At 67.8% G+C, this 18,286-nt stretch carries 14 protein-coding genes; 4 read left to right on the top strand and 10 right to left on the bottom strand.

Annotated elements, in window-relative coordinates; genetic code table 11:
* The first annotated feature begins 607 nt into the window (after positions 1 to 607).
* Together AB0G35_RS23875 and AB0G35_RS23880 are read left to right on the top strand one after the other, a co-directional pair.
* Positions 608 to 1,801, top strand: coding sequence for a hypothetical protein (locus AB0G35_RS23875; RefSeq protein ID WP_360952945.1), 1,194 nt, complete (start codon positions 608 to 610; stop codon positions 1,799 to 1,801).
* A 102-nt stretch (positions 1,802 to 1,903) separates the two neighbouring features.
* The gene (locus AB0G35_RS23880; RefSeq protein ID WP_360952948.1) at positions 1,904 to 4,645 is read left to right on the top strand and encodes a Helicase associated domain protein; all 2,742 of its coding nucleotides are present in this window, start codon (positions 1,904 to 1,906) and stop codon (positions 4,643 to 4,645) included.
* A gap of 1,032 nt (positions 4,646 to 5,677) precedes the next feature.
* Here the strand turns inward: AB0G35_RS23880 and AB0G35_RS23885 are convergent.
* From AB0G35_RS23885 to AB0G35_RS23895, 3 genes are all read right to left on the bottom strand, one after another.
* Entirely contained in the window at positions 5,678 to 6,457 is a 780-nt protein-coding gene (locus AB0G35_RS23885) for a hypothetical protein (protein WP_360952951.1), read from the bottom strand.
* A 39-nt stretch (positions 6,458 to 6,496) separates the two neighbouring features.
* Positions 6,497 to 6,691 carry a hypothetical protein gene (locus AB0G35_RS23890; protein WP_360952954.1) on the bottom strand — a complete coding sequence of 65 codons (195 nt, stop codon included), beginning with the start codon at positions 6,689 to 6,691 and terminating at the stop codon, positions 6,497 to 6,499.
* An 89-nt stretch (positions 6,692 to 6,780) separates the two neighbouring features.
* Positions 6,781 to 8,187 (bottom strand): hypothetical protein, encoded by a 1,407-nt coding sequence (locus AB0G35_RS23895; RefSeq protein ID WP_360952957.1) that lies wholly within the window; start codon positions 8,185 to 8,187, stop codon positions 6,781 to 6,783.
* A gap of 106 nt (positions 8,188 to 8,293) precedes the next feature.
* Between AB0G35_RS23895 and AB0G35_RS23900 the strand changes: the two genes are divergently transcribed.
* On the top strand, positions 8,294 to 9,193 hold the full coding sequence (locus tag AB0G35_RS23900) for a hypothetical protein (protein WP_360952960.1): 900 nt from the start codon (positions 8,294 to 8,296) through the stop codon (positions 9,191 to 9,193).
* Between the two features lie 562 nt (positions 9,194 to 9,755).
* Here the strand turns inward: AB0G35_RS23900 and AB0G35_RS23905 are convergent.
* Entirely contained in the window at positions 9,756 to 9,923 is a 168-nt protein-coding gene (locus AB0G35_RS23905) for a hypothetical protein (RefSeq protein WP_360952963.1), read from the bottom strand.
* A 243-nt stretch (positions 9,924 to 10,166) separates the two neighbouring features.
* On the opposite strand from AB0G35_RS23905, the gene AB0G35_RS23910 reads away from it, so the two are divergent.
* Entirely contained in the window at positions 10,167 to 11,294 is a 1,128-nt protein-coding gene (locus AB0G35_RS23910; RefSeq protein ID WP_360952966.1) for a CBS domain-containing protein, read from the top strand.
* An 82-nt stretch (positions 11,295 to 11,376) separates the two neighbouring features.
* On the opposite strand, the gene AB0G35_RS23915 is transcribed toward AB0G35_RS23910, so the two are convergent.
* The 6 genes from AB0G35_RS23915 to AB0G35_RS23940 form a co-directional block, all read right to left on the bottom strand.
* Positions 11,377 to 11,883: a GNAT family N-acetyltransferase gene (locus AB0G35_RS23915; protein ID WP_360952969.1), complete on the bottom strand. Its 507-nt coding sequence runs from the start codon at positions 11,881 to 11,883 to the stop codon at positions 11,377 to 11,379.
* Between the two features lie 335 nt (positions 11,884 to 12,218).
* Positions 12,219 to 13,598: a hypothetical protein gene (locus AB0G35_RS23920; protein WP_360952972.1), complete on the bottom strand. Its 1,380-nt coding sequence runs from the start codon at positions 13,596 to 13,598 to the stop codon at positions 12,219 to 12,221.
* Positions 13,599 to 13,689: 91 nt separating this feature from the next.
* A complete protein-coding gene (locus AB0G35_RS23925; protein ID WP_360952975.1) occupies positions 13,690 to 14,025 on the bottom strand; it encodes a hypothetical protein in 336 nt (111 codons plus the stop codon).
* A 15-nt stretch (positions 14,026 to 14,040) separates the two neighbouring features.
* The gene (locus AB0G35_RS23930; protein WP_360952978.1) at positions 14,041 to 14,985 is read right to left on the bottom strand and encodes a replication-relaxation family protein; all 945 of its coding nucleotides are present in this window, start codon (positions 14,983 to 14,985) and stop codon (positions 14,041 to 14,043) included.
* A gap of 8 nt (positions 14,986 to 14,993) precedes the next feature.
* Positions 14,994 to 17,198, bottom strand: coding sequence for an ATP/GTP-binding protein (locus AB0G35_RS23935; protein ID WP_360952981.1), 2,205 nt, complete (start codon positions 17,196 to 17,198; stop codon positions 14,994 to 14,996).
* Positions 17,195 to 17,653 (bottom strand): hypothetical protein, encoded by a 459-nt coding sequence (locus AB0G35_RS23940; RefSeq protein ID WP_360952984.1) that lies wholly within the window; start codon positions 17,651 to 17,653, stop codon positions 17,195 to 17,197. The genes AB0G35_RS23935 and AB0G35_RS23940 overlap by 4 nt, the downstream gene beginning before the upstream one ends.
* Positions 17,654 to 18,286: the final 633 nt, after the last annotated feature.

The following is an 18,286-nucleotide window of genomic DNA, read 5'->3' on the forward strand; positions in this document are numbered from 1 at the left end:
CGCGCGTCCTCCTCCGGAGGAACGACGCACGACCCTACGGGTCGTAAAGACGCTAAACCCCTCCGGGGTTTAAACAATTCCTCCGGAATTGTTTTGTAAATTCCTCCGGAATTTACCGCGAATGCTTTTCGCGGATTCTGCTTGGTTGGCGGGTGCGGGTGAAGTAGTGGTAATGCTTCAAGCGCGCTTACTGTAGGGCGGGGTGGCGGTGTGTGGGTTCCTGGCGGTGCCTCTGGGGAAAGGTGACTGTCTGCCAGGCTCTGACGTGCCATCACCAGATTTCAGGATACCGGCATCGCTGTGAACTCGCAGGCCCGACCCTACCAGAACCACCCCTTCGAGTCCACTCCTCCGAACCTGCTGCATCACTCAGTGATGCAGGGGTAGAGTTTGTGAAACCACGGCACCACCCCTCGGGCCGACATGTCAGGGGCTTCCTCGCCACGGAAGGGTTCAATGATGTCAGTAGAGAGATTATTTGAACCACATTCCCAGCCCTCCGGAGATCATAGCGCCCATACCGAGAAATCACCGGAGCTAGCCATGCAGGCTCGCTCAACCGGCCACTGATCGCGCCCTCTTCACCCTCTCATCAGAAGGAAGTGCAATGGTCTCCACCCGTTGGAATCCTCCGGACCCAAAAGAGCTGCCGGAAATCCGGTCCGCGCTGCTGGACCACTACGCCTCCGAGCCGGCTGCTGCGACGATGCGTGAGGCCCTACGTGCGGGGCGCAGCACGATCACTCCGCAGGTTTCGGGCTTGCCCGCTTCGACTGAGTCGGTGGGTGCGGCGATCTTGGTGGAGTCCGAGCGGCACCGGCTGTTGGGTGCGCAGTTGTACTACGCCACTGCCGACATGACCGCGCTGGCCCTTGCTGCTGCGCAGACTCCGCCGGCTGAGCCGGTGAATGTGTCGCGGCCGCCGTCGGAGTCAGGGTTCATGGTGTTCGCCGAGCCGATCGGCGGATACGTCGAGGACGTTGGGGCCGCGCTCGCGGGCACCTTGGCTGCGCGTCCGGGGGTGGACGCCAAGGTGACGACGCCCATCGTTGCGGTGTCCTGGTCGGTGTGGAGCCCTGATGCGGTGCGGTTGGACCGCGGGCGGGTCGAGTGGCTGTGGAACAGCCGGCAGGGAGGCGGGATCATTCCGCCGCAGTTCCGGGGGCTGTGGGTGACGTTCTATTCGCCTCGGGGTCTGTTCTCGGGGCTGGCTCCTAGCACTGTGATCGGCACCATGCCCGATGGCTCGGTCATGACGGCCGGCCAGATCGCCAGTCACCGTGAGGTGCGCGGCCCGGTGCTGGGCTGGGACAACGAGAGCCTCCTGGCCGAGGGTGCACGGTTGGGTCCAGCCAAGCCGGACACCACGGCCTTGTGGGCGCACGTGCTCTACACCGCGTGGCAGCTGATGGCGTCCGACGGCCGTACGCGGTGGACGGAGACGGAAGAGGTGCCTCGCGCCCGTGCCGGGGCCAGGAGGGATGCCCGCCAGGGCGTCACCGCACCCGGTTCGGTGCGGGTGGTGCGGGTGCACAGCGCGCAGCGCCCGTCCCGAGAAGCCGCGGCCGAGGATGCTGCGGCCAGTACCGGCCGACGTGAGCCGCAGTGGTCCTGCCGGTGGCCGGTGCGCCCTCATCGACGGGATCACTGTATGAACCCCGGCGCACACGCCGAGGGGGGCTGCCAGCACGAAGACCGGATCGTGCGCGGGCACGTCAAGGGGCCGGCGGACAAGCCGCTGCGCGCCAGAAGCACTGTGCACCTGTGGGACCGCCAGCCCGACGACGACGGCAGCGCATAGGGTCCACGGTAAAGCGGCTGGGATTCTCCTCCCGCCGTCCAGGGCGCTGGCAGAATTGCAGATTCTTTAAATTGCTGGATTGTGGAAATGGAGGGGTAAAGAATGGGTGGCAAAGTGGGTGAGATTCCGCTCTTCGCGCATCAGGTGGAGTTTGTTGATGCGGTTATCCCGGGTCTTTCAGGGCCGCTGGACGGGATGATGCCTGCCCGGGGGTTGCGCGGGCAGGTGGTGTCGGCAACCGGGACGGGCAAGACGATCTCGGCGGCCACGGCGGCGCTCAGGATGGTGCCCAAGGGGCTGGTGGGGGTGTTGGTGCCGACGCTGGATCTGCTGACGCAGACGGTGGAGGCGTGGCGGGCGGTGGGACACAAGGGACCTGCGGTGGCGGTGTGCTCCCTGGGGACGGACCCGCTGCTGGAGGCCTTGGACGTGCGGTGCACAACCAATCCGACACAGCTGGCGCTGTGGGCCGGGAACGGGCCGATGCTGGTCTTCGCCACCTACGCGTCGCTGGCCCCCCAGGGCCTGGAGGACGATCTGGGCGGCATCGAGGAAGGCGCCGGCGCCAAGGGGCGTGCGGGGGCACCGGGGGTGCTGGAGCAGGCACTGCGGGGCTCGTATGGCCAGCAAATGGGCACGTTTGACCTGCTGGTGGTGGACGAGGCACACCGAACAAGTGGGGCGATCGGTAAGGCGTGGGCGGCCGTTCACGACCAGGAGCGGATCCCTGCGGCGCGGCGGCTGTATATGACGGCCACACCGCGGCTGTGGGCGCCCGCTGTGGCGCCTACCGGGCCTTCGAGCCGGGAGGGTGCCGGCAGTAGCTCTGAGGGCGATTCAGGGGCTCTGGGCGGGCGTTTGGTGGCGTCGATGGACGACGTCGAGTTGTACGGGCCGGTTCTGTACGAGCTCGGGCTGATGGAGAGTGTGGAGCGGGGCATCCTTGCCTCGTTCGAGGTGGATGTGCTGGAGATCCGCGACCCCGAGGCCCCTGGCGAGGACGCCGATCCCGAGGAGGTGCGCGGCCGGCGGCTTGCCGCCCTGCAGGCGGCGCTGCTCAAGCACGCGGACACCACCGGTGCGCGGAATCTGATGACGTTCCACTGGCGCACGATCGAGGCGATGGCGTTCGCGCGGGCGCTGCCGGAGACGGCCGCTGAACTGCACGAAGTCGATCCGGCGGTGTATCCGAAGCGGGTGGGGGCGGAGTGGCTGTGCGGGGAACACTCCGCGGCGCACCGGCGGGTGGTGCTGGACCGGTTCGCCAACGGCCTGGACGCCGAAGGCTGGGTGACCGACCTGGGCATCCTGGCGTCCTGCCAGGTGCTCGGTGAAGGCGTCGACATCCGCGGCAAGCGCGGCGTCGACGGCGTCGTTTTCGCCGACACCCGCTCCTCGCCGGTACAGATCGTGCAGATCACCGGCCGCGGACTGCGCCAAGCCCCGGGAGAGGGGAAGGTGGCACGGCTGATCGTGCCGATCTTCCTCCAGGCCGGGGAGGACCCCGAGGACATGATGGCCTCCGCCAGCTACCGGCCTCTTGTCGCCGTCTTGCAGGGACTGCGGGCCCACGACTCCCGACTCATCGAGCGCATGATCCTGCGCACCACCACCGCCCGCGGGAAAGCCACCTCCGTCGTCGCCCTCGACCCCGTCCACGAGAAGGACGAACACGAAGAGGACGAGGAAGGCGAGGAGCAGCCGGCCACCGACGAGGGCGGCGAGGCCGGTGAGGGCCAGGACGTCGAGAAGCAGGAAGGCCCGGGGCGGGAGGAGAGTGCCGAGCCCCAGGTCGCCGGCCGTGCCGGCCCCGTCGAGGCGGCCGAGGAGGACAAGGCCAAGGGCAGTGTGCCGCTGCTGCGGTTCTCCCTGCCACGCAACCCCGACGTCATCGCCTCCTTCCTGCGCACCCGAGTACTGCGGCCCGACTCCGAGGTCTGGCTGGCGGGCTACAACGCCCTGCGCAAGTGGGTCGAAGCCAAGGGGCACGCCCAGGTGCCGATGGACACCGTCGTGCCGATCGGGACGACCGAGAGCGACGGTGACTGCGGCAACGGCGGCACCTACGCGCTGGGGGCGTGGGTCAGCGAGCAACGCCGTGCGTTCCGGACCGGGACGCTCAAGGCGTGGCGGGCTGAGCTACTGGACGAGGTGGGTATGGTCTGGTCGGTCGCCGACGCCCGCTTCTACAAAAACCTCTCCGCCGCACGGAAGTACTTCACCACGCACCGGACTCTGGCCGCGCCCAAGGACGCCGTGGTCGACGGGGTTGCGGTGGGCCAGTGGCTGGCCAACCTCCGCAAGACCGGCGGCCTGGGCAAAGACGTCGAACGCGCGACCCAACGCCGCGAGGCACTGGAACGCATCGACCGCGACTGGAACCCGCCGTGGCCGTTCGACTGGCAACAGCGCTACGCCGCCCTCGCCGCAGTGCTCGCCGACGGAGCCACACTCGCCGAGATCCAGCCCGGCGTCACCATCAACGGCCACGACATCGGCACCTGGCTGCACATGCAGCGGCAGGGGTGGGAGCGGTTGAGCAACGGGCAGCGCGAACGCCTGACCGAACTCGGCGTCGAACCCCTACCCGCCGACGCGGTGCAGGGACCGGAAAAGGGGCGCAAGGGCAGTACAGGAGCCTTCGAACGAGGCATCGCCGCCCTCGCCCAGTACAAAGGCCGGGAAGGGCATGTCAAGGTCCCCCGGGCCCACACAGAGCAGCTTGAGGACGGATCCGAGGTCAAACTCGGTGTATTTCTGTCCAACACCAAAACCAGGCGCGCCAAGCTCACCCCCGACAAACTCCGGCAGCTCGCCGAACTCGGACTCGAATGGGCGCAGTAGGAGATCACTGGGCGGCATCGGTCGACTGTCGTCGCGATGTCATGGAGCGTACGCTGGCCACGCCCAGTGCGTCCCCAAACGCCGGAAGCCGCACCCACTGGCCGGTGGGTGCGGCCTCACAGCGGCCAGTGGGACTGGTCAGCTCCCTAGTGCTTTTAGGGAGCTGACCACCCAGTCCCACAACGGCGACTGTGGCAACTCTGTCGTGTAGTAGATGGCGGCTGCCATCTCCGTCCACGCCATCGCTGCCTGGCGCAGTACCCGTAACCAGCCCGGACCGCGCCCACGATGACGCCCCTTCATAGGAACTCACCTCCCCTCACCAGTGCCCGCCTAACGACAGGACCAGCCGACTTCCTGGCCCGCGGGACCAAAAAGGACGAGAAGGGAGTTGCATCGCCGGCGGAATCGTCGCACAGATTCACGCTAGGGTAGCCACCTAGTGACCTTCCGTTACCTCACCTAAGCCACCCAGTCAGCTCGCGGTCCTTAGAGAGCAAATCCAAGGAATATTCGGGATATTGGCACTCAATTAAAGGCAATGTGACACGGAATCGGCGCACGCGAGTCGCACGGCGTGCGCGGAACGTAGTCGCAGGGTGACCGAATGTCGATCTTTACTGGGTGTTAGGTGAACACTAAAATCCACAAGTGACGAGCGTCACATTACTCTTACGCACAGTAGTTACTCTCCGTCGAATCTAACGCATGGTAGTTCTGGGCTACCAAGCACTCAGTCACGCAGGCCGAATGACCCGTGCTCAATAACGCGGCAACGAAGGCCTGTCGGAGCCATCCGTAGGCGAGCGAGACACCCACCTTCTCTGATACATCTGCAGCCTGCAGGATGTCCGCGGTGGTCGTCGGCCAGCCATACCAGGTCGTGGTACCCAAGTCGGCCTGACGACGTTTGAGGAGCCGAGGTTCCCGGCCTACGAAGGACAGGAACATCCGACGGGCCAGAGCCAGCCCCTCTGGACCGCTCAAGGAGCCGTCGCCCGCTACCTCCCGAGGTCGGCATGCGGACAAGCCCTAATGCGTCCGCAACCGCTTGAGGAAGGCTCTGACCAGGGCGTCCAGCTCCGAGTCCTTGGCGGTCTCCTCCACCAGGATGCGTTCAATATGAACGAACCCGCTGTTCCTCCAGTGCCGATCCCGAGTTCCGTCAGCCGCCAGCCGGCCGCGGTGATGAGGCCCGTCAACCTCGATCAGCCCTGCCTTGCCCTCCCGGACGACCAGAAAGTCAGGTGTCCATGTGTTACCGACACCCACGCGCCCCAGTGGCAGCGGAAAGATCGAAATAGTGGCATCGGCGGCAAGGGCGCCCTGGGCGCGCTTAAGTGCCTCATAGACCCGCAGTTCCTCGCGGGAATCAAAGACGAATCCGTCCCGTCGCAACTCGGGGTTCGGATCGGCGACCCGCGCAGCATGATTCGTGGCGGTGTCGGCGGTCAGCCGCCCTTGCAGGGCTGACCGCCAGCCGCCACCCACGTCCGGAAGCGCGGGCCCGACATAGACAGAGTGCGCCTCCACGCCGTTCCGCTCGGCTATCGGAAGAAGCGCCTCCCGGATCCGCGCAAGCGCGTCCTCGGTGAACCGATCCGTCAGCCACCCGGGGACAAGGAGACGAGCATCCATCCAGTCGCCGAACCTGTTGCCAGGGCACCACTCGATGCCCTCAACATCAAGCAGAAGAGCCGCCGCCTGCACGTCCCCCTGATCATGAAGAAACCAGGCCGTTTGAGCGAGGACGGTCTCCTCGACGGAGAGCGCCCCCTCTTCGTTCGAGACCTTGCCGACATCTGAAGTCACCCTCCAACATTAGAACTTCGATCCGACAAGCAAACCCAGTTAGAGGACCAACGGACTCATCGCGCTGGCATGCCTGCCCTCCGCCAGGACCATCCCGGTCGCCGGGTCGTGGTGCACGGGAACGTACAGGCCCCAGTCGGCCTCACCGGCGGTGAGCCAGTCTCCGGTCCACGGGGCGTCGTTGGTCTCCAGCACGCGACCGGCGAGCGGGCCGCCCAGGAGTCGGACGATCACAGCGGTACCTCCATCCCGGCGGGAACCTCACCCGCATTCACCCCTTAGCGGGACTTGGCGGCAGAACGACAACAGCCGTGGAGCCCCGATCAGGGTTGGGCGGGCAGCTGCACCCGAGACGGACCGGCGGGTAGGCGGCCAAGGAGGGTGTCGAAGAAGCCAGCAAGCAGAGGTTGGGCGCGGTCGCGGTCGCGGAGTTCGTCGTGGCCGAACCGGAACACCTCATAGCCGCGGAATTTCAGGTCGCGGTCGCCGGCCATGGTGGCGGCGTACTTCGCGCTGTCGGGCTCGGTGCCGCCGTTCCGGGTGTAGTGCTGCATGCCGTCGACTTCCAGCACCACCCGCCGGGTGCCCGGAAGCAGCATGAGGAAGTCCATCCGCAAGTTCTGCATGGCGTGCGCGCCGCGTTCGCGGAGGGTCTTGGGGTCCCAGTGCAGCCAGATCTCCGGCAGCAGGGCGGGAACGTCGTTCAAGTGGTCCCGGTTGGCGTGGTGGTAGTGCCAGAACAGATTCTTCTGTCCTGGGGACTTTGGTGGCAGGGAAGCCTCCATGCGGCTGTAGAGGGCCCGAGCCGCCTGCTCCTGATCAGTGATGTTCCGGGATTCCTGCCACCAGGACAGGAGGTGCCGCCAAAGCAGTCCCTCTTTGCCGATGGGGCGGTCGTAGACCAGCACCTCGTCGTCGCGTTCGGCTACCTCGATGTCGTTGTCGAGGGCGCTGGTGAAGCGGATGTCGGGCTTGCCCAGGGTGGCGAAGATGAGGTTGCGCGGGCGGCGTGCGGTGCCACGGCCGTGCTCGACGAGCTGGAACTGGGGGTAGCCGTCCGCCTCTGCGTGCTGGCTCAGCTGGGCGCCCACGGAATTCAGGTGCCGGTTGGCCAGTTCGACGAAGCGGCGCTGCGCCGACTCGTCGGGCAGGACAGCGGAGGATGCCAGGCCTTCGAGGAAGTGGCCGAAGCGGGGGTGCGGTGCTTCGAAGGCACCGAGCTGCTCGAAGAAGTGCTCGGTCGTCCAGTCGTCCGGGAACCGGATCACGTGGCGCTCGATCTGGCTGCGCAGGCTGTTGGTCGGGGTGGTCCATCCGCCGAGTGGATCGTTGTCCAGGTGCCACAGTCGGCCCAGCAGAGCCATGAAGCGGTCCGGGTAGCCGAGGTGGTCGGACAGATCGAAGTCTCTGGCCAGCTCGCGCCTGGTCCGGCTCGGGATCTGCACGTGGTGGCGGCCGAGCCACAGAACATCCTGCAGCGCCATCCGTTCGGCCTGGTCCAGCTTCTCCTGCTCAAGAACCGCGTCGGCGACGTCTGGCAGGCGGTCGTCGGGGCAGTCATTCAGGCTGGCCACCAGGCGCTCGTGCTTGGTGCTGCCCTCGCTGGGCACGGGAAGACCGAGGCGCTCGCACAACGCTGGCAGTTCCTTCGCGGTGTAGCGCGTGTACAGCGTGAGGAGCACGCCGTCGATCAGCCTCCGCAACCGCGCCATGTCCATCTGGTCCCCCATCCCATGATGATGAGCGACGCCCGGACACGATTCCACCTGTCCGCTCACGTTGCCCAGCAAGCAAACTCGCGGTGCGCTCCTGCATCACCCCTCTACCTTGATGGGCATGTCGCACGAATCGATCCACGAGCACCTGCTGATATCGGCCCGGAAGTGGGCGCGTACGGCTGTCGACGCGTACCTGGAGGAGCCGATCGACCAGGACTTCGCCGTGCACCACATGGCGGTCGCGGTGGAGCACGCGTCGAAGGCGTACCTGGCGTCGATCGCTCCCGTGCTCCTCGCGTCGGAGAAGCAGCCGAGCGTGGACGACCTCCTGGTCCTGAGCGGGAACGAAGACAAGACGAAGAAGGGCCGCGCCGGCCTCAAGACCATCGGCGGCGAGGGAGCCATCCTCAGGGCAGCTCAGCTCCTCGGCCCCGAGCACAAGGCGCCTGCCAAGCTCAAGGAACTGCGGGAGTCCCGCAACGGCATCACCCACATGGGGTGGGGCCAGCCCGTGACCGAGTGCCGCGCACTCCTGGCCGCGGGCATCGAGCACATCAACGCGCTCCTGAAGGCCCTGTCGGCAGAGCCCGACGGCTTCTGGGGCACCCACCTCGAAGCCTGCACCGCTCTGGTGGCCCAGGCCACCACCGAGATGGAGGTCCGGTACCACGCGAAAATCCGGCAGGCCCGCGAGCGCTTCGCCGAGACCACCCGACGCCTGTCCGAAACTGAGATCACCGAACTCGTCAGCAGTCTCTCCGCGCTGCCGACGGCCGCTCTGGGACCACTGACGATCCCGGCTGAATGCCCCGCCTGCGGACACACCGGTTTCACAAGCGGCCGGGACAAGTCTGGCGAGTACGGGGAGGTCTGGTTCCTCCCCCGGGACTTCGGGTGCCGCCTGTGCGGTCTCACACTCACGAGGTGGGAACTTGACCTCGCTGGAATCAAGAGCCAGATAATCAACGACGACGAAGAGCCCGACCCTGACTGGGAACCCGACTTCGAAACGTACTGAGGACTCAAGCGGACGTTCCTCCGCTGACCGGGCCCCATCCGTCGAGGAACTCGGACACTGTGCGGCTCTGCTGTTCCTCGCGGGCGATCTGCTGTGCGAGGACGTCAGGTCGATGCACGGGGCGACGGCGGCGAGGACCAGGCGCTGCAGCTCGGCCGGTTCGAAGGCTTCGACCTCCCACTGCACGGGGTGCCGGCGGTCGAAGCCGTAGCGGTCGGCGAAGGCCGGCCACCGCGGCGCTCCGCGCTTGCCCTCGGTCGCGGTCAGTTCGTACTCGCGCACCTGGTCGTAGGTGAGCAGCACCCGGGTGACCCGGCTCCAACAGCCGGTGCGCTCCACCCAGTCGCGCTCGATGTCGGCACCCGAGCAATCGAAATCGCCGATGTTTCTCCCGGGGCGCCACGAGTTTACGCAGCTCAGAAGCAGTCGCGAGCACTGTATCTGATGCAACACGTGTGGTGCATGAACTCGCCGAGCCACTCACCCGGAGGCCCTGGGCTTCGCGCTCGCGCTCGGGGAGGGCCGCCGTCAAAGAGCAGCGGCCCTCGAGCTGGCGATGAGGTCAGCGCTGCTGGATCCACCAGATGAGCCATCCCGTCACGCTCGCGCCCATGGCGCTGGCTGCACCTCGGATGAAGCCGTGGCCCGTCGTGCGCGCGATGGTGCGCAGCCAGAGGCGACGCTGCGTGGCCTTGCGCTGGTGCTGCCGGGACTTACGGTTGTCAGGCATCGGTTTCCCTTTCGGAAGCCAGGGCCTGTCATGCGCGCCGTCAACGTCTCATAGCAGGCCTGGGTGCGGCAGAGGGGCGCCGGACGGCGTCCCTCTGTCTATTGGGCAGCCTCGTTGACAGGACCCAGCCTTCGCGTGACGCCTTGCTGCTGAGTGGGCCTCTGACCTGGGCGAACGCGCCCCGTCACGCCGCGAATCTGTGACACTTGCTGACAGTTGCCGTAAGTGGAAACGGAGGGCGCGGTGAGCGCACATCGCCGGGGAGTTCGAGGAGTTGAGCTGCCCTCACTTGAGGAGTTCGCAGCCGGCCCGCGCCGAACCCTGCTGGAGGAGCTGCACGTCCTGTACCGAGCAGCTGGCCCGCTTAGCGTCCGGGCGATCAGCGAGGGAATCAAGGAAGAAGAAGACGACGGCTTCCGCGCGACCATGGACCGCAACCTTGTCTCCGCCCTCCTGAGCGGTAGACGCTGGCCAACTGAATATCAGCTTGAGACCTTGGTGCGCTTCCTGGCCCAACGGGCACTACGTCGCAAGTCGCCTGACGAGGAAGCTAACGAGTTCGCACGGCTGCACCGAGCTGCAGCGAACGACCGAACCGAGCGCGTATCCCCCACACCTCATCCCGAGGTGGAGCCTCATCAGATCAAGCTTGACGACACTCTCATCCGGGACATCATGACGCCTCGTGCCGATCTTGTTGCCATCGAAAGGTGGAGGACCGTGCGACAGGCCTGCGTCGCTGCGCTGCGCAGCGGGCGGTCACGAATCCCTGTCACGGACAGCGAGACGGACAACATCATCGGCATCGTGTATCTGAAAGATCTGGTCAGACACCTCTTCGTCGTCAATCACGACCAGCCCCAAGCCGATCTGCTGGACGTTGTACTGCGGGGTGTCGACTACGTGCATGACACGCAAAAGGCGGGTGACCTGTTGCGCAGGATGCAGCGGAACCGCAGCCATGCGGCAGTCGTCATCGACGACCACGGATCGGCGGTCGGCATTGTCACGATGGAGGACATCCTGGAGGTGATCGTCGGCTCGATCGAGGACGAGCACGATAAAGACCCGTCGATCCCACCGCTTCGAGATCGCACGTTCCGAGTTCCGTATCGGCTCGGCGTCAGCACAGTGGCGAGCTTGTACGGTCCCTTCAGTGTGGTGGCAGGGGAGGCAGCGAACGTCGGTGACCTGATCGCTGAGGCACTCGGCCATTCGCCGGTCAGCGGTTCTGTGGCCGAAGTAGAGCTTCGAGGCCCTGGGAGGGACAAGCCTGCGGCACTGCGTCTCACCTCAGAGTCTCATCCCCACGACCAGCATCGTCTCGCCACGGTGCTGGTCGAACTGGTCGAAGCAACAGCGAAGGAGTAGTCGGGGCCAGCCCTGCAGCGAGGCCGCTTTGCCAGCGAGTACCAGCCGATCGAGTCCGCCACCGGCCCGCCCACCGTGCGCATCACGCACAGGGAGGCTGGGGCAACGGCAATGCGTACACCTGGTACGGCACAGCAGCGGTTCCGTCCTCGGCGGGCCGGTCAGATGTGCCGATGCGGGTGAACCCAGCTTTGGCCAGGACGCGGCCGGAGGCCGGGTTGGCGGGGTGGTGCATGGCCTCCAGGCGCTCCAAGCCGGCGGTGGTGAAGGCGAAGGCAACGACGTGCTTGACCGCTTCGGTGGCGAAGCCGTTGCCCCAGGTCTCCTCGCGGAGGATGTAGCTGAGGGTGCCCATGGACGGGGACCGTCGCCGCAGGGAGATCAGGCCAATCATCTCGCCGGAGGCGACGATGCCCCAGCTCCACTGCGCACGGGGGGTCTCGGCGGCTCTGGCGAGGGCCGTGCGGATCTTCTCGTGGGCCTGGTCGAGGGTGAGGGCCTTGCCGGTGGTGTGCCGGATGGAGGCGCCGCTGTAGATGCGGGTGAGCGCGGTGGCGTCGCCGGGAGCCAGGGCGCGCAGAGTCACCATGCGGTGGTCAGCTCCTTCGCGGTGGGGCGGTCGGCGGGGTCGGGGGCCAGGCACGCGGTAATGGCGTCCTCGAACTCAGCGAAGGGCCCTGGCCGACCGGACGGCCGTGACAGGGCCCGCGCGGCATATCAAACAAGGATTCTCTTCCTCCGGCTACCGCGTAGGAAGAGATGTCCGCGCGGCGAAGGGGCCTGCCCACCGGGCCTGACCTGCATCAATGAGGCCCGGCGTCAAAGCGGGTTTCCCACCCTCGGTCCAACCCTCGGTCACACGATGAAACCAACCGTGGAGCAAACCGTGGAGCAAACGATGAAACCTATCCTCGGTCCAACTCGTCACCGGCCGGCTCGCTCGTCCAGTTCGGCACGCAGGGCGGCGAAGGCGCGCTCGGCTGCCTGCTGGTCGCGCAGGGCTTCCATCCACCCTTCGCGTGCTTCGGCATCCGGCTGTCGCGGTGGGCACGCACCACGAGTGCGTCGCCGGTACGTTTCGAGCGGAGAGACGGTGTGCGGGGCTGCGAGCGACTGCCAGAAATGGCTCTCCGGTTCGCGCAGGCGCGCAGTGTGCCGGGGCGTCTGCGTCGGCACTTCGGCGCGGCGGGCTGCGAGGGCTTTGCGCAGGCCGGGGCGGAGCGCGGCCTCGTAGTGCTGCCAGGCGGGGGTGTTGGTGCCGTCCAGGGAGCTGAGCAGGGCGGTGTAGCGCTCGGCGGTCTCGTCCGCGACAGGGGTTTTGGTGGGCTGAGGCGCCGGTGCATGGGTGGGGGGAAGGTCTCCGGTGTGCTGGCGGCGTGCCAGCTCGTGGTGGACGTAGGCGATGGGGTTGCGGAGGTGTCCGGGGACGCCCCAGGTCCGGAGTTCGGCGGCCAGACTCTGGGCGGTCCAGCCGGCGTCGAGCAGGGGGCGCAGGGCGTAGGCGAGTTTGCGTGAGCAGGTGCGGTGGAGCCACCAGATCTCTGCCTGGAGCTGTTCGGTGGCGGTGATGTGCCGGGCGCAGCGGTGCGGGCTGATGTGGTGGTGGGAGGTGGGGGTTTTGCGCCTCGCGCGCGTGCGCGAGGTGTAGTTAATACCCCCGTCTACCTGCACCTGTAGGTGGTCTGTAGAGACCACCACAGAAGGGGTGCAACGCGTCCGGTCGGTCTGGGTGGCCTTGCGGCGGGCTTCGGCGATGGCGTGGTGACGGCCGTGGGAGGTGACGCCGATGATCCAGGCGTGGTAGCCGTGTCCGGACAGGCGGCGGCCGCGGGCTTCGTCGTACGCGGGCGGGGCTACGGCGGCGAAGATCGTGGCGGTGGCGCGGTATCCGTCGCCGGGCTTCCAGGTGCCTTTGGTGCGCAGCACGTTGGCTTTGGTGCCGTGTTCGACGTAGGCGATCAGGCCGAGTTCGCGCAGGTGCTTGGCGGCGTACATCACGGTGCGGCGGGAGACGCCCAGGGCGCGCGCGGTGGCATCGGCAGCGAAGGCGAAGTGGCCGTCGCGGCTGTGGCGCATGCGGGCGGCGAAGAGCTTCGCCAGGCGCAGCGTGGTGGCGCTGGCCTTCGGGTGGTAGCCGCTGGTGATCATGTGGTGGGCGGCCGCGAGGAAGTCTTGGCCACGGCGCAGCCGACGAGAGGCGGTGGTGCGGCATTCCTGGTCGTCCGGGTCGAGAACGAGGGTGAATTCTGGTCGTGCCGGGCCGGTTTCCTCGGTGCGGTGGTCGCCGGTGGGGTGGTCGGGCATGATGAAAATGCGCGCTTTCCTAGCAGGGAGTGCTGACGCCGTGAGGCGTGTGGTGGCCGCGGAGGTGATGACTCCGCGGCCACCGTCGTGTTCAGTGCGGGAGGCCGGCTCTGTCCGTGTCCGGCGGGGCCGTGGCGGGGGTGCGGGGAAGCAGTAGAAGGTCGTCGATGCATCCGCGGCCGCCGGTCTGCTGCTGCCAGCCCTCGTAGATGTGGTGGATGACTGAGCGGGCGATCAGCCGGTACTCCTCCGCGGACTGTTCCTGTCCGGCGAGCATCCCTATCGGGCGGGTGTGGCAGTACAGGGCGAGCATTTCGGCGATCAGCGGGGTGTGCGGCCGGGCCGTTGCGTCAAGGTCGGCGCAGGCCGGCTGGTGGGGCTGCGCGGGCTCGGAGACCGGGAGGTTGGGTGTGGTGAACCAGAGCATGGGGGTCCTTGTCGGTCAGGCCGCGGTGGCGGCGGGCGCGGTAGTGGGGGCGAGCCAGATGTCGGTGGGGGTGGCTGGGCCAAGTACGGGGGTGACGATGGGGGCGAAGGGGCCGTGGTCGCGCAGTGCGTCGAGGGTGGTGATGCCGGCCTTGATGCCGGCGGTGGGCAGGCGGGGGTCGGCTGTGGCGAGGCTGCGCAGGTCGTTGATGCGGCTTTGGAGTCGCGCGCTGGTGGCGCCGGTGAGGACGAGAAGGACGCGGGGGTAGAGGGGGTAGCGGCTGCGCCATGCCGGCTGGGGCTTGGCGGCGGTCGTGCGTGCTGCGCGGGTAGCCGGCTGCGGGGCGTAGGCGTGGTAGGCGGCGTAGGCGTGGAGTTTTTGGGCGAGGCGGCCCACGTTCATCTGGGCGCGGTCCACCTCGATGAAGAAGGTGAGCAGCGTGCGCCGGTCGGCTTCGGTGTGGACGTAGTGGAGGACTGCGTCGGGGACCAGCGACAGCTCCTCGCCAGGGCGGTCTTCGGCGCGGTAGTAGTGGGCGATCTCTGGGGTCCAGTCGAGGGGGCCGCATTCGTGGCCGAGGCGGGCGGCGTGTGTGACGAAAGCGGTGCCGGTTTCGACGGTGGCCAGGGTGTGCTCCTGAAGGGGGCCGGCGGCTGCCTGACGGCTCATGCGGTAGGGGCGTTTGAGCAGCAGGCCGGTTGCTTCCACGGCTTCGGCACCGTCTTCGGTCAGCCACCACAGCAGTTCGGTCTGGCCGTGGCGGCGGCGGTTGACGCAATCGGCCAGGCCGTCGCTGCGCAGGCTCTGGAGTTGGCGGCGGAGGTATTCGGAGCTGTTGTTCTGGGGGGTGATCAGGCGGTGGAGTTGGCCGGTGGAGACCAGGCGGTGCTGGTAGAGGGCGTTGAGGGCGTGCTGGCCGGTGACGCTGACGCCGGCGGGGACAGGGTGGGGGTAGGGCATGGTGGCTCCTAGCCGAGGTGGGTGTGCTGGTCGTCGTCTGGCCCGCCTGTGCCCTGGGTGTTGGGGGCAGGAGGGGCGAGGCGTGCGGTGAACAGGGCGCGGATGTCCTCGTCGAGGTTTTCGAGGGCATGGAGGATTTCGCCGACCGGGCGTCGGCGGGTGTTGGTGTCGATCGCCTGCCGGAGTGCAGGCAATCCGTCGGGGTTGTGGTATTTAGCGAATATTTCGTCGACGGGCAGGCCGCGGACGCGGAAGGGTTTGGTGGGGCGGCCGTCGAGGGCGATCGACATCACGTAGTTGTATTTGGGCAGTTCGGTGATGGTTTCGGCGGTGACGTGTCCATTCCAGCGGCGGGCGACGAAAGCTGCTTCGTCGTAGTCGGCTGCGCAGGTCGAGAGCATCGACTGGTTCTGCAGCAGCGCCTGCCGGGTGGTGGCGGACAGGCGCAGCGCCATCTGCGTCATGCCGATGAATCTGACCTCGTACTTGCGGAGCTGTTCGGCGATGGCGGCGAGGAAGCCCTTGGAGCTGCTGTCCAGGGCGGTGAGTTCGTCGCCCCAGGCCCAGAACGTCTTTCGCCCGTCGCGGGGGGTGTCCTGACGGGAGAGGCCGGCGCGGTGCAGGTCGTGGATGAGCAGACAGGAGACCAGCGCATCGGATTCGGAGCCGGAGGGGCAGATGAACACGATGCGGCCGGTGTCCATGGCGGTGCGGACGTCGTAGCCGGAGCGCGGCGAGCCGAAGAAGGCGCGCAGCGACATAGAGGTGTCGATGCGGTCGATGGCGTAGGTGACAGTGGGCACCGCGTTCTCCGCCAGCTTGGGGAACGTTGTGGTCCAGTACTTCTGCACAGTGGGCGGCAGGTGTGGCACCAGGGCGTCGCGCCAGTCGTCGTCGGTCAGCCAGGTGCGGATCTGGAAAAGAGTGGGCTGGAGGTCTGGGCGGCCGGCGGCCACGGCCTTGAGGCTGATGAGGGCCAGGGCCTGGACGGTGCGCGCCAGGATGGTGCGGGCGCGTGGAGCCTTGTCGCCCCAGTCTTGTGCGGCGGCGATGCCCTCGGTGACCGCGCGGACGACCTCCTGGACGTAGGCGGCGTCGCGCCCCTCCATCGATAGCGGGTTCCACGACACAACCGGTTGGTCGGGGGTGGGGGTGGCCAGGTTGATTTCCCACACCCGGTCTTGCAGGTGCGGGTGCGCGAGGTAGGGCTGCGCGCGTGTCCATGCTTCGCCGTGGGGGTCGAGGAACCAGGTGCCATGGCCGTTGTGGGCCAGGGCGATGGCCTGGACGAGGCCGGCTTCGGTCTTGCCGTGGCCGGACTTGCCCAGCTGCAGGGCGAACAGCAGGTCCTTGGCGCGGGCTGCACCGATGCGTTCGACGCCGTCGGGGTAGATGACGGCGCCCAGAGGGACAAGGTCGGGCTGCCCGGTGTAGACGGGCAGGGTGGCCGGGGCGGGCGGGACGATCCCGCCGGAGCGCATGACGTTGCTGCCCGAGCAGCGGGCTGTGGGGGGCTTGAGGAAGCCGGCGAGTTCGGGGGTGGTCAGCCACTGACGGCGGTGGGGTGCGAACTCGCCGGTGGCCATGCGGTGGTCGAAGCGGGCGATGGCGCGGCGGGTCTTGGGGCGGCGGGGCCGGAGGAAGTTTTCGCCGCTGGTGGAGGAGAGGGCGGCGAGCAGCTGGTTCATGCGGGCGTGGGCGGTCTGGGGATGGCGGGCGGTGGTGCGCAGCAGGAGCTGGACGGCGAAGACGGCGCTGCCGGGGGTGAACTTGCCGACGCTGTCGCGGACGTCGCTTTGTCGCGGTACCCGGCTTCTTCCGCTCGCGTGTGCGGAGCGGTTGCCGTTCCAGTCGGAGGTCAGGCCGTCCATGAGGCTGGCCCCGAGGCCGGCAGCGCTGCCGGTGGTGAGGCTCTCGCCGTAGGCGGAGGGGCCGCGGCGGCGGGCGGTGGCGAGCAGGGCGCGACGGCGGCGGGCGAGGCGGCGCTCGCTGACCGGGATCAGATCCAGGCACATCTCGGCCTGCTCGCCTTCCTCGCTGCGGACACCGGCGAGGGCGGCGGCCAGAGACTGCAGCGGGTCGGGATTCAGTCCGAGGGATGCGAGGGGCTTGGCGTCGGGGAGCGCTAGGACGAGTTCCGCGCGCTCGGTGTACTGCGGCGCGTCCGGGTCGACCGCGGGCGAGGACGGCTTGGCCAGATCGATGAGGCTCACCGCTGGGCCTCCTTGGCCAGGGAGAAGTGCACGGGGTGGATGTCGGCGCTGGCGTGCGGGGTGCGCACCTCGACTTCCGCGTAGGCCGGCATGCGCAGCACCGCGGCCGCTTCGCCTGGGCCTTCGAGGTAGCAGCGCATCTGGCCGTCGGTGACCGTGTAGCGCAGGCGGGCGGCGGAGCCGCGGGCCGGGGCGCCTGCCGCGTGATGGATCCGGGCGAAATGGTGGGCTGCCCGGCCGACCTCTTCCAGGCCGGGGTTGAACGTGGACGTCGGCACCAGCTCGACACAGGCCCGGTGGGCCAGGGCTGCGTCTGCCTGCCGGCGGCGGCGCAGGCCGACGATCCCGGCGGCGATGGCGCCGATGAGGATGAGGGCTGCGAGGTAGGGGGAGCTCGCGGCGATGACGTGTGCGGCGTCGAGGGCTGCTGCCGCGGCGGGCAGCTCGGCGCTCATGCCCGGCTCCGGTCGGGGTGGTTGTACTGCTGCATGGGTCCTCCAGCGGTTGCGGTCCTTTCACCAGGACCAAGTGCGGCTGGAAGGCCGGTTCGGACAGCACCCCCTCGACTTTTCTTTTTCTTTACCTTTGGGGTCGGCTGCCTTTGACGGCGAGGTGTCCGCTGCGGGCGGCAGGCCAGGCCTTCCGCTCATCAATCGCGGCGACCGGCGCTCATCTCCTTGTCGCGTTTCGCTGATGTCGTCGAGGCTTGAGCGGTTGCCCGCGGGGACGTGGTGGCCGATCGGATGTCTCGGCTGGCCGATCGGCCACGGCCTGCCGATCGGTCATCGGCCATGACCGGTTGAGCGCTGTCGGCCATCGGCCATGACCGGGCCGCGCGAATCGGCCACGGCCCCTGTGACCCCTGCTCCGTCCGGATCGGCCACGCCTCGCCGGCCGCCCGCCGGGGGCACGCGGCCGTCCTCCGGGGCATGCCCAGGGCCACAGCAAGTGGCGGGAGCAGGCATGCCCAGCCACAGCTTCGCCACAGCACTGGGCTGCCCTGGCACACCCTCGTTACCCGAAGGGCATGCCCAGGGCCAGCGGCAGGCCCCGCTCGGGACCGCCCCAGGGTGGGAGAAGGCATGCCC

This window comes from Streptomyces sp. NPDC021749, assembly GCF_040640655.1.
In the GTDB taxonomy this organism is placed as follows: Bacteria; Actinomycetota; Actinomycetes; order Streptomycetales; family Streptomycetaceae; genus Streptomyces.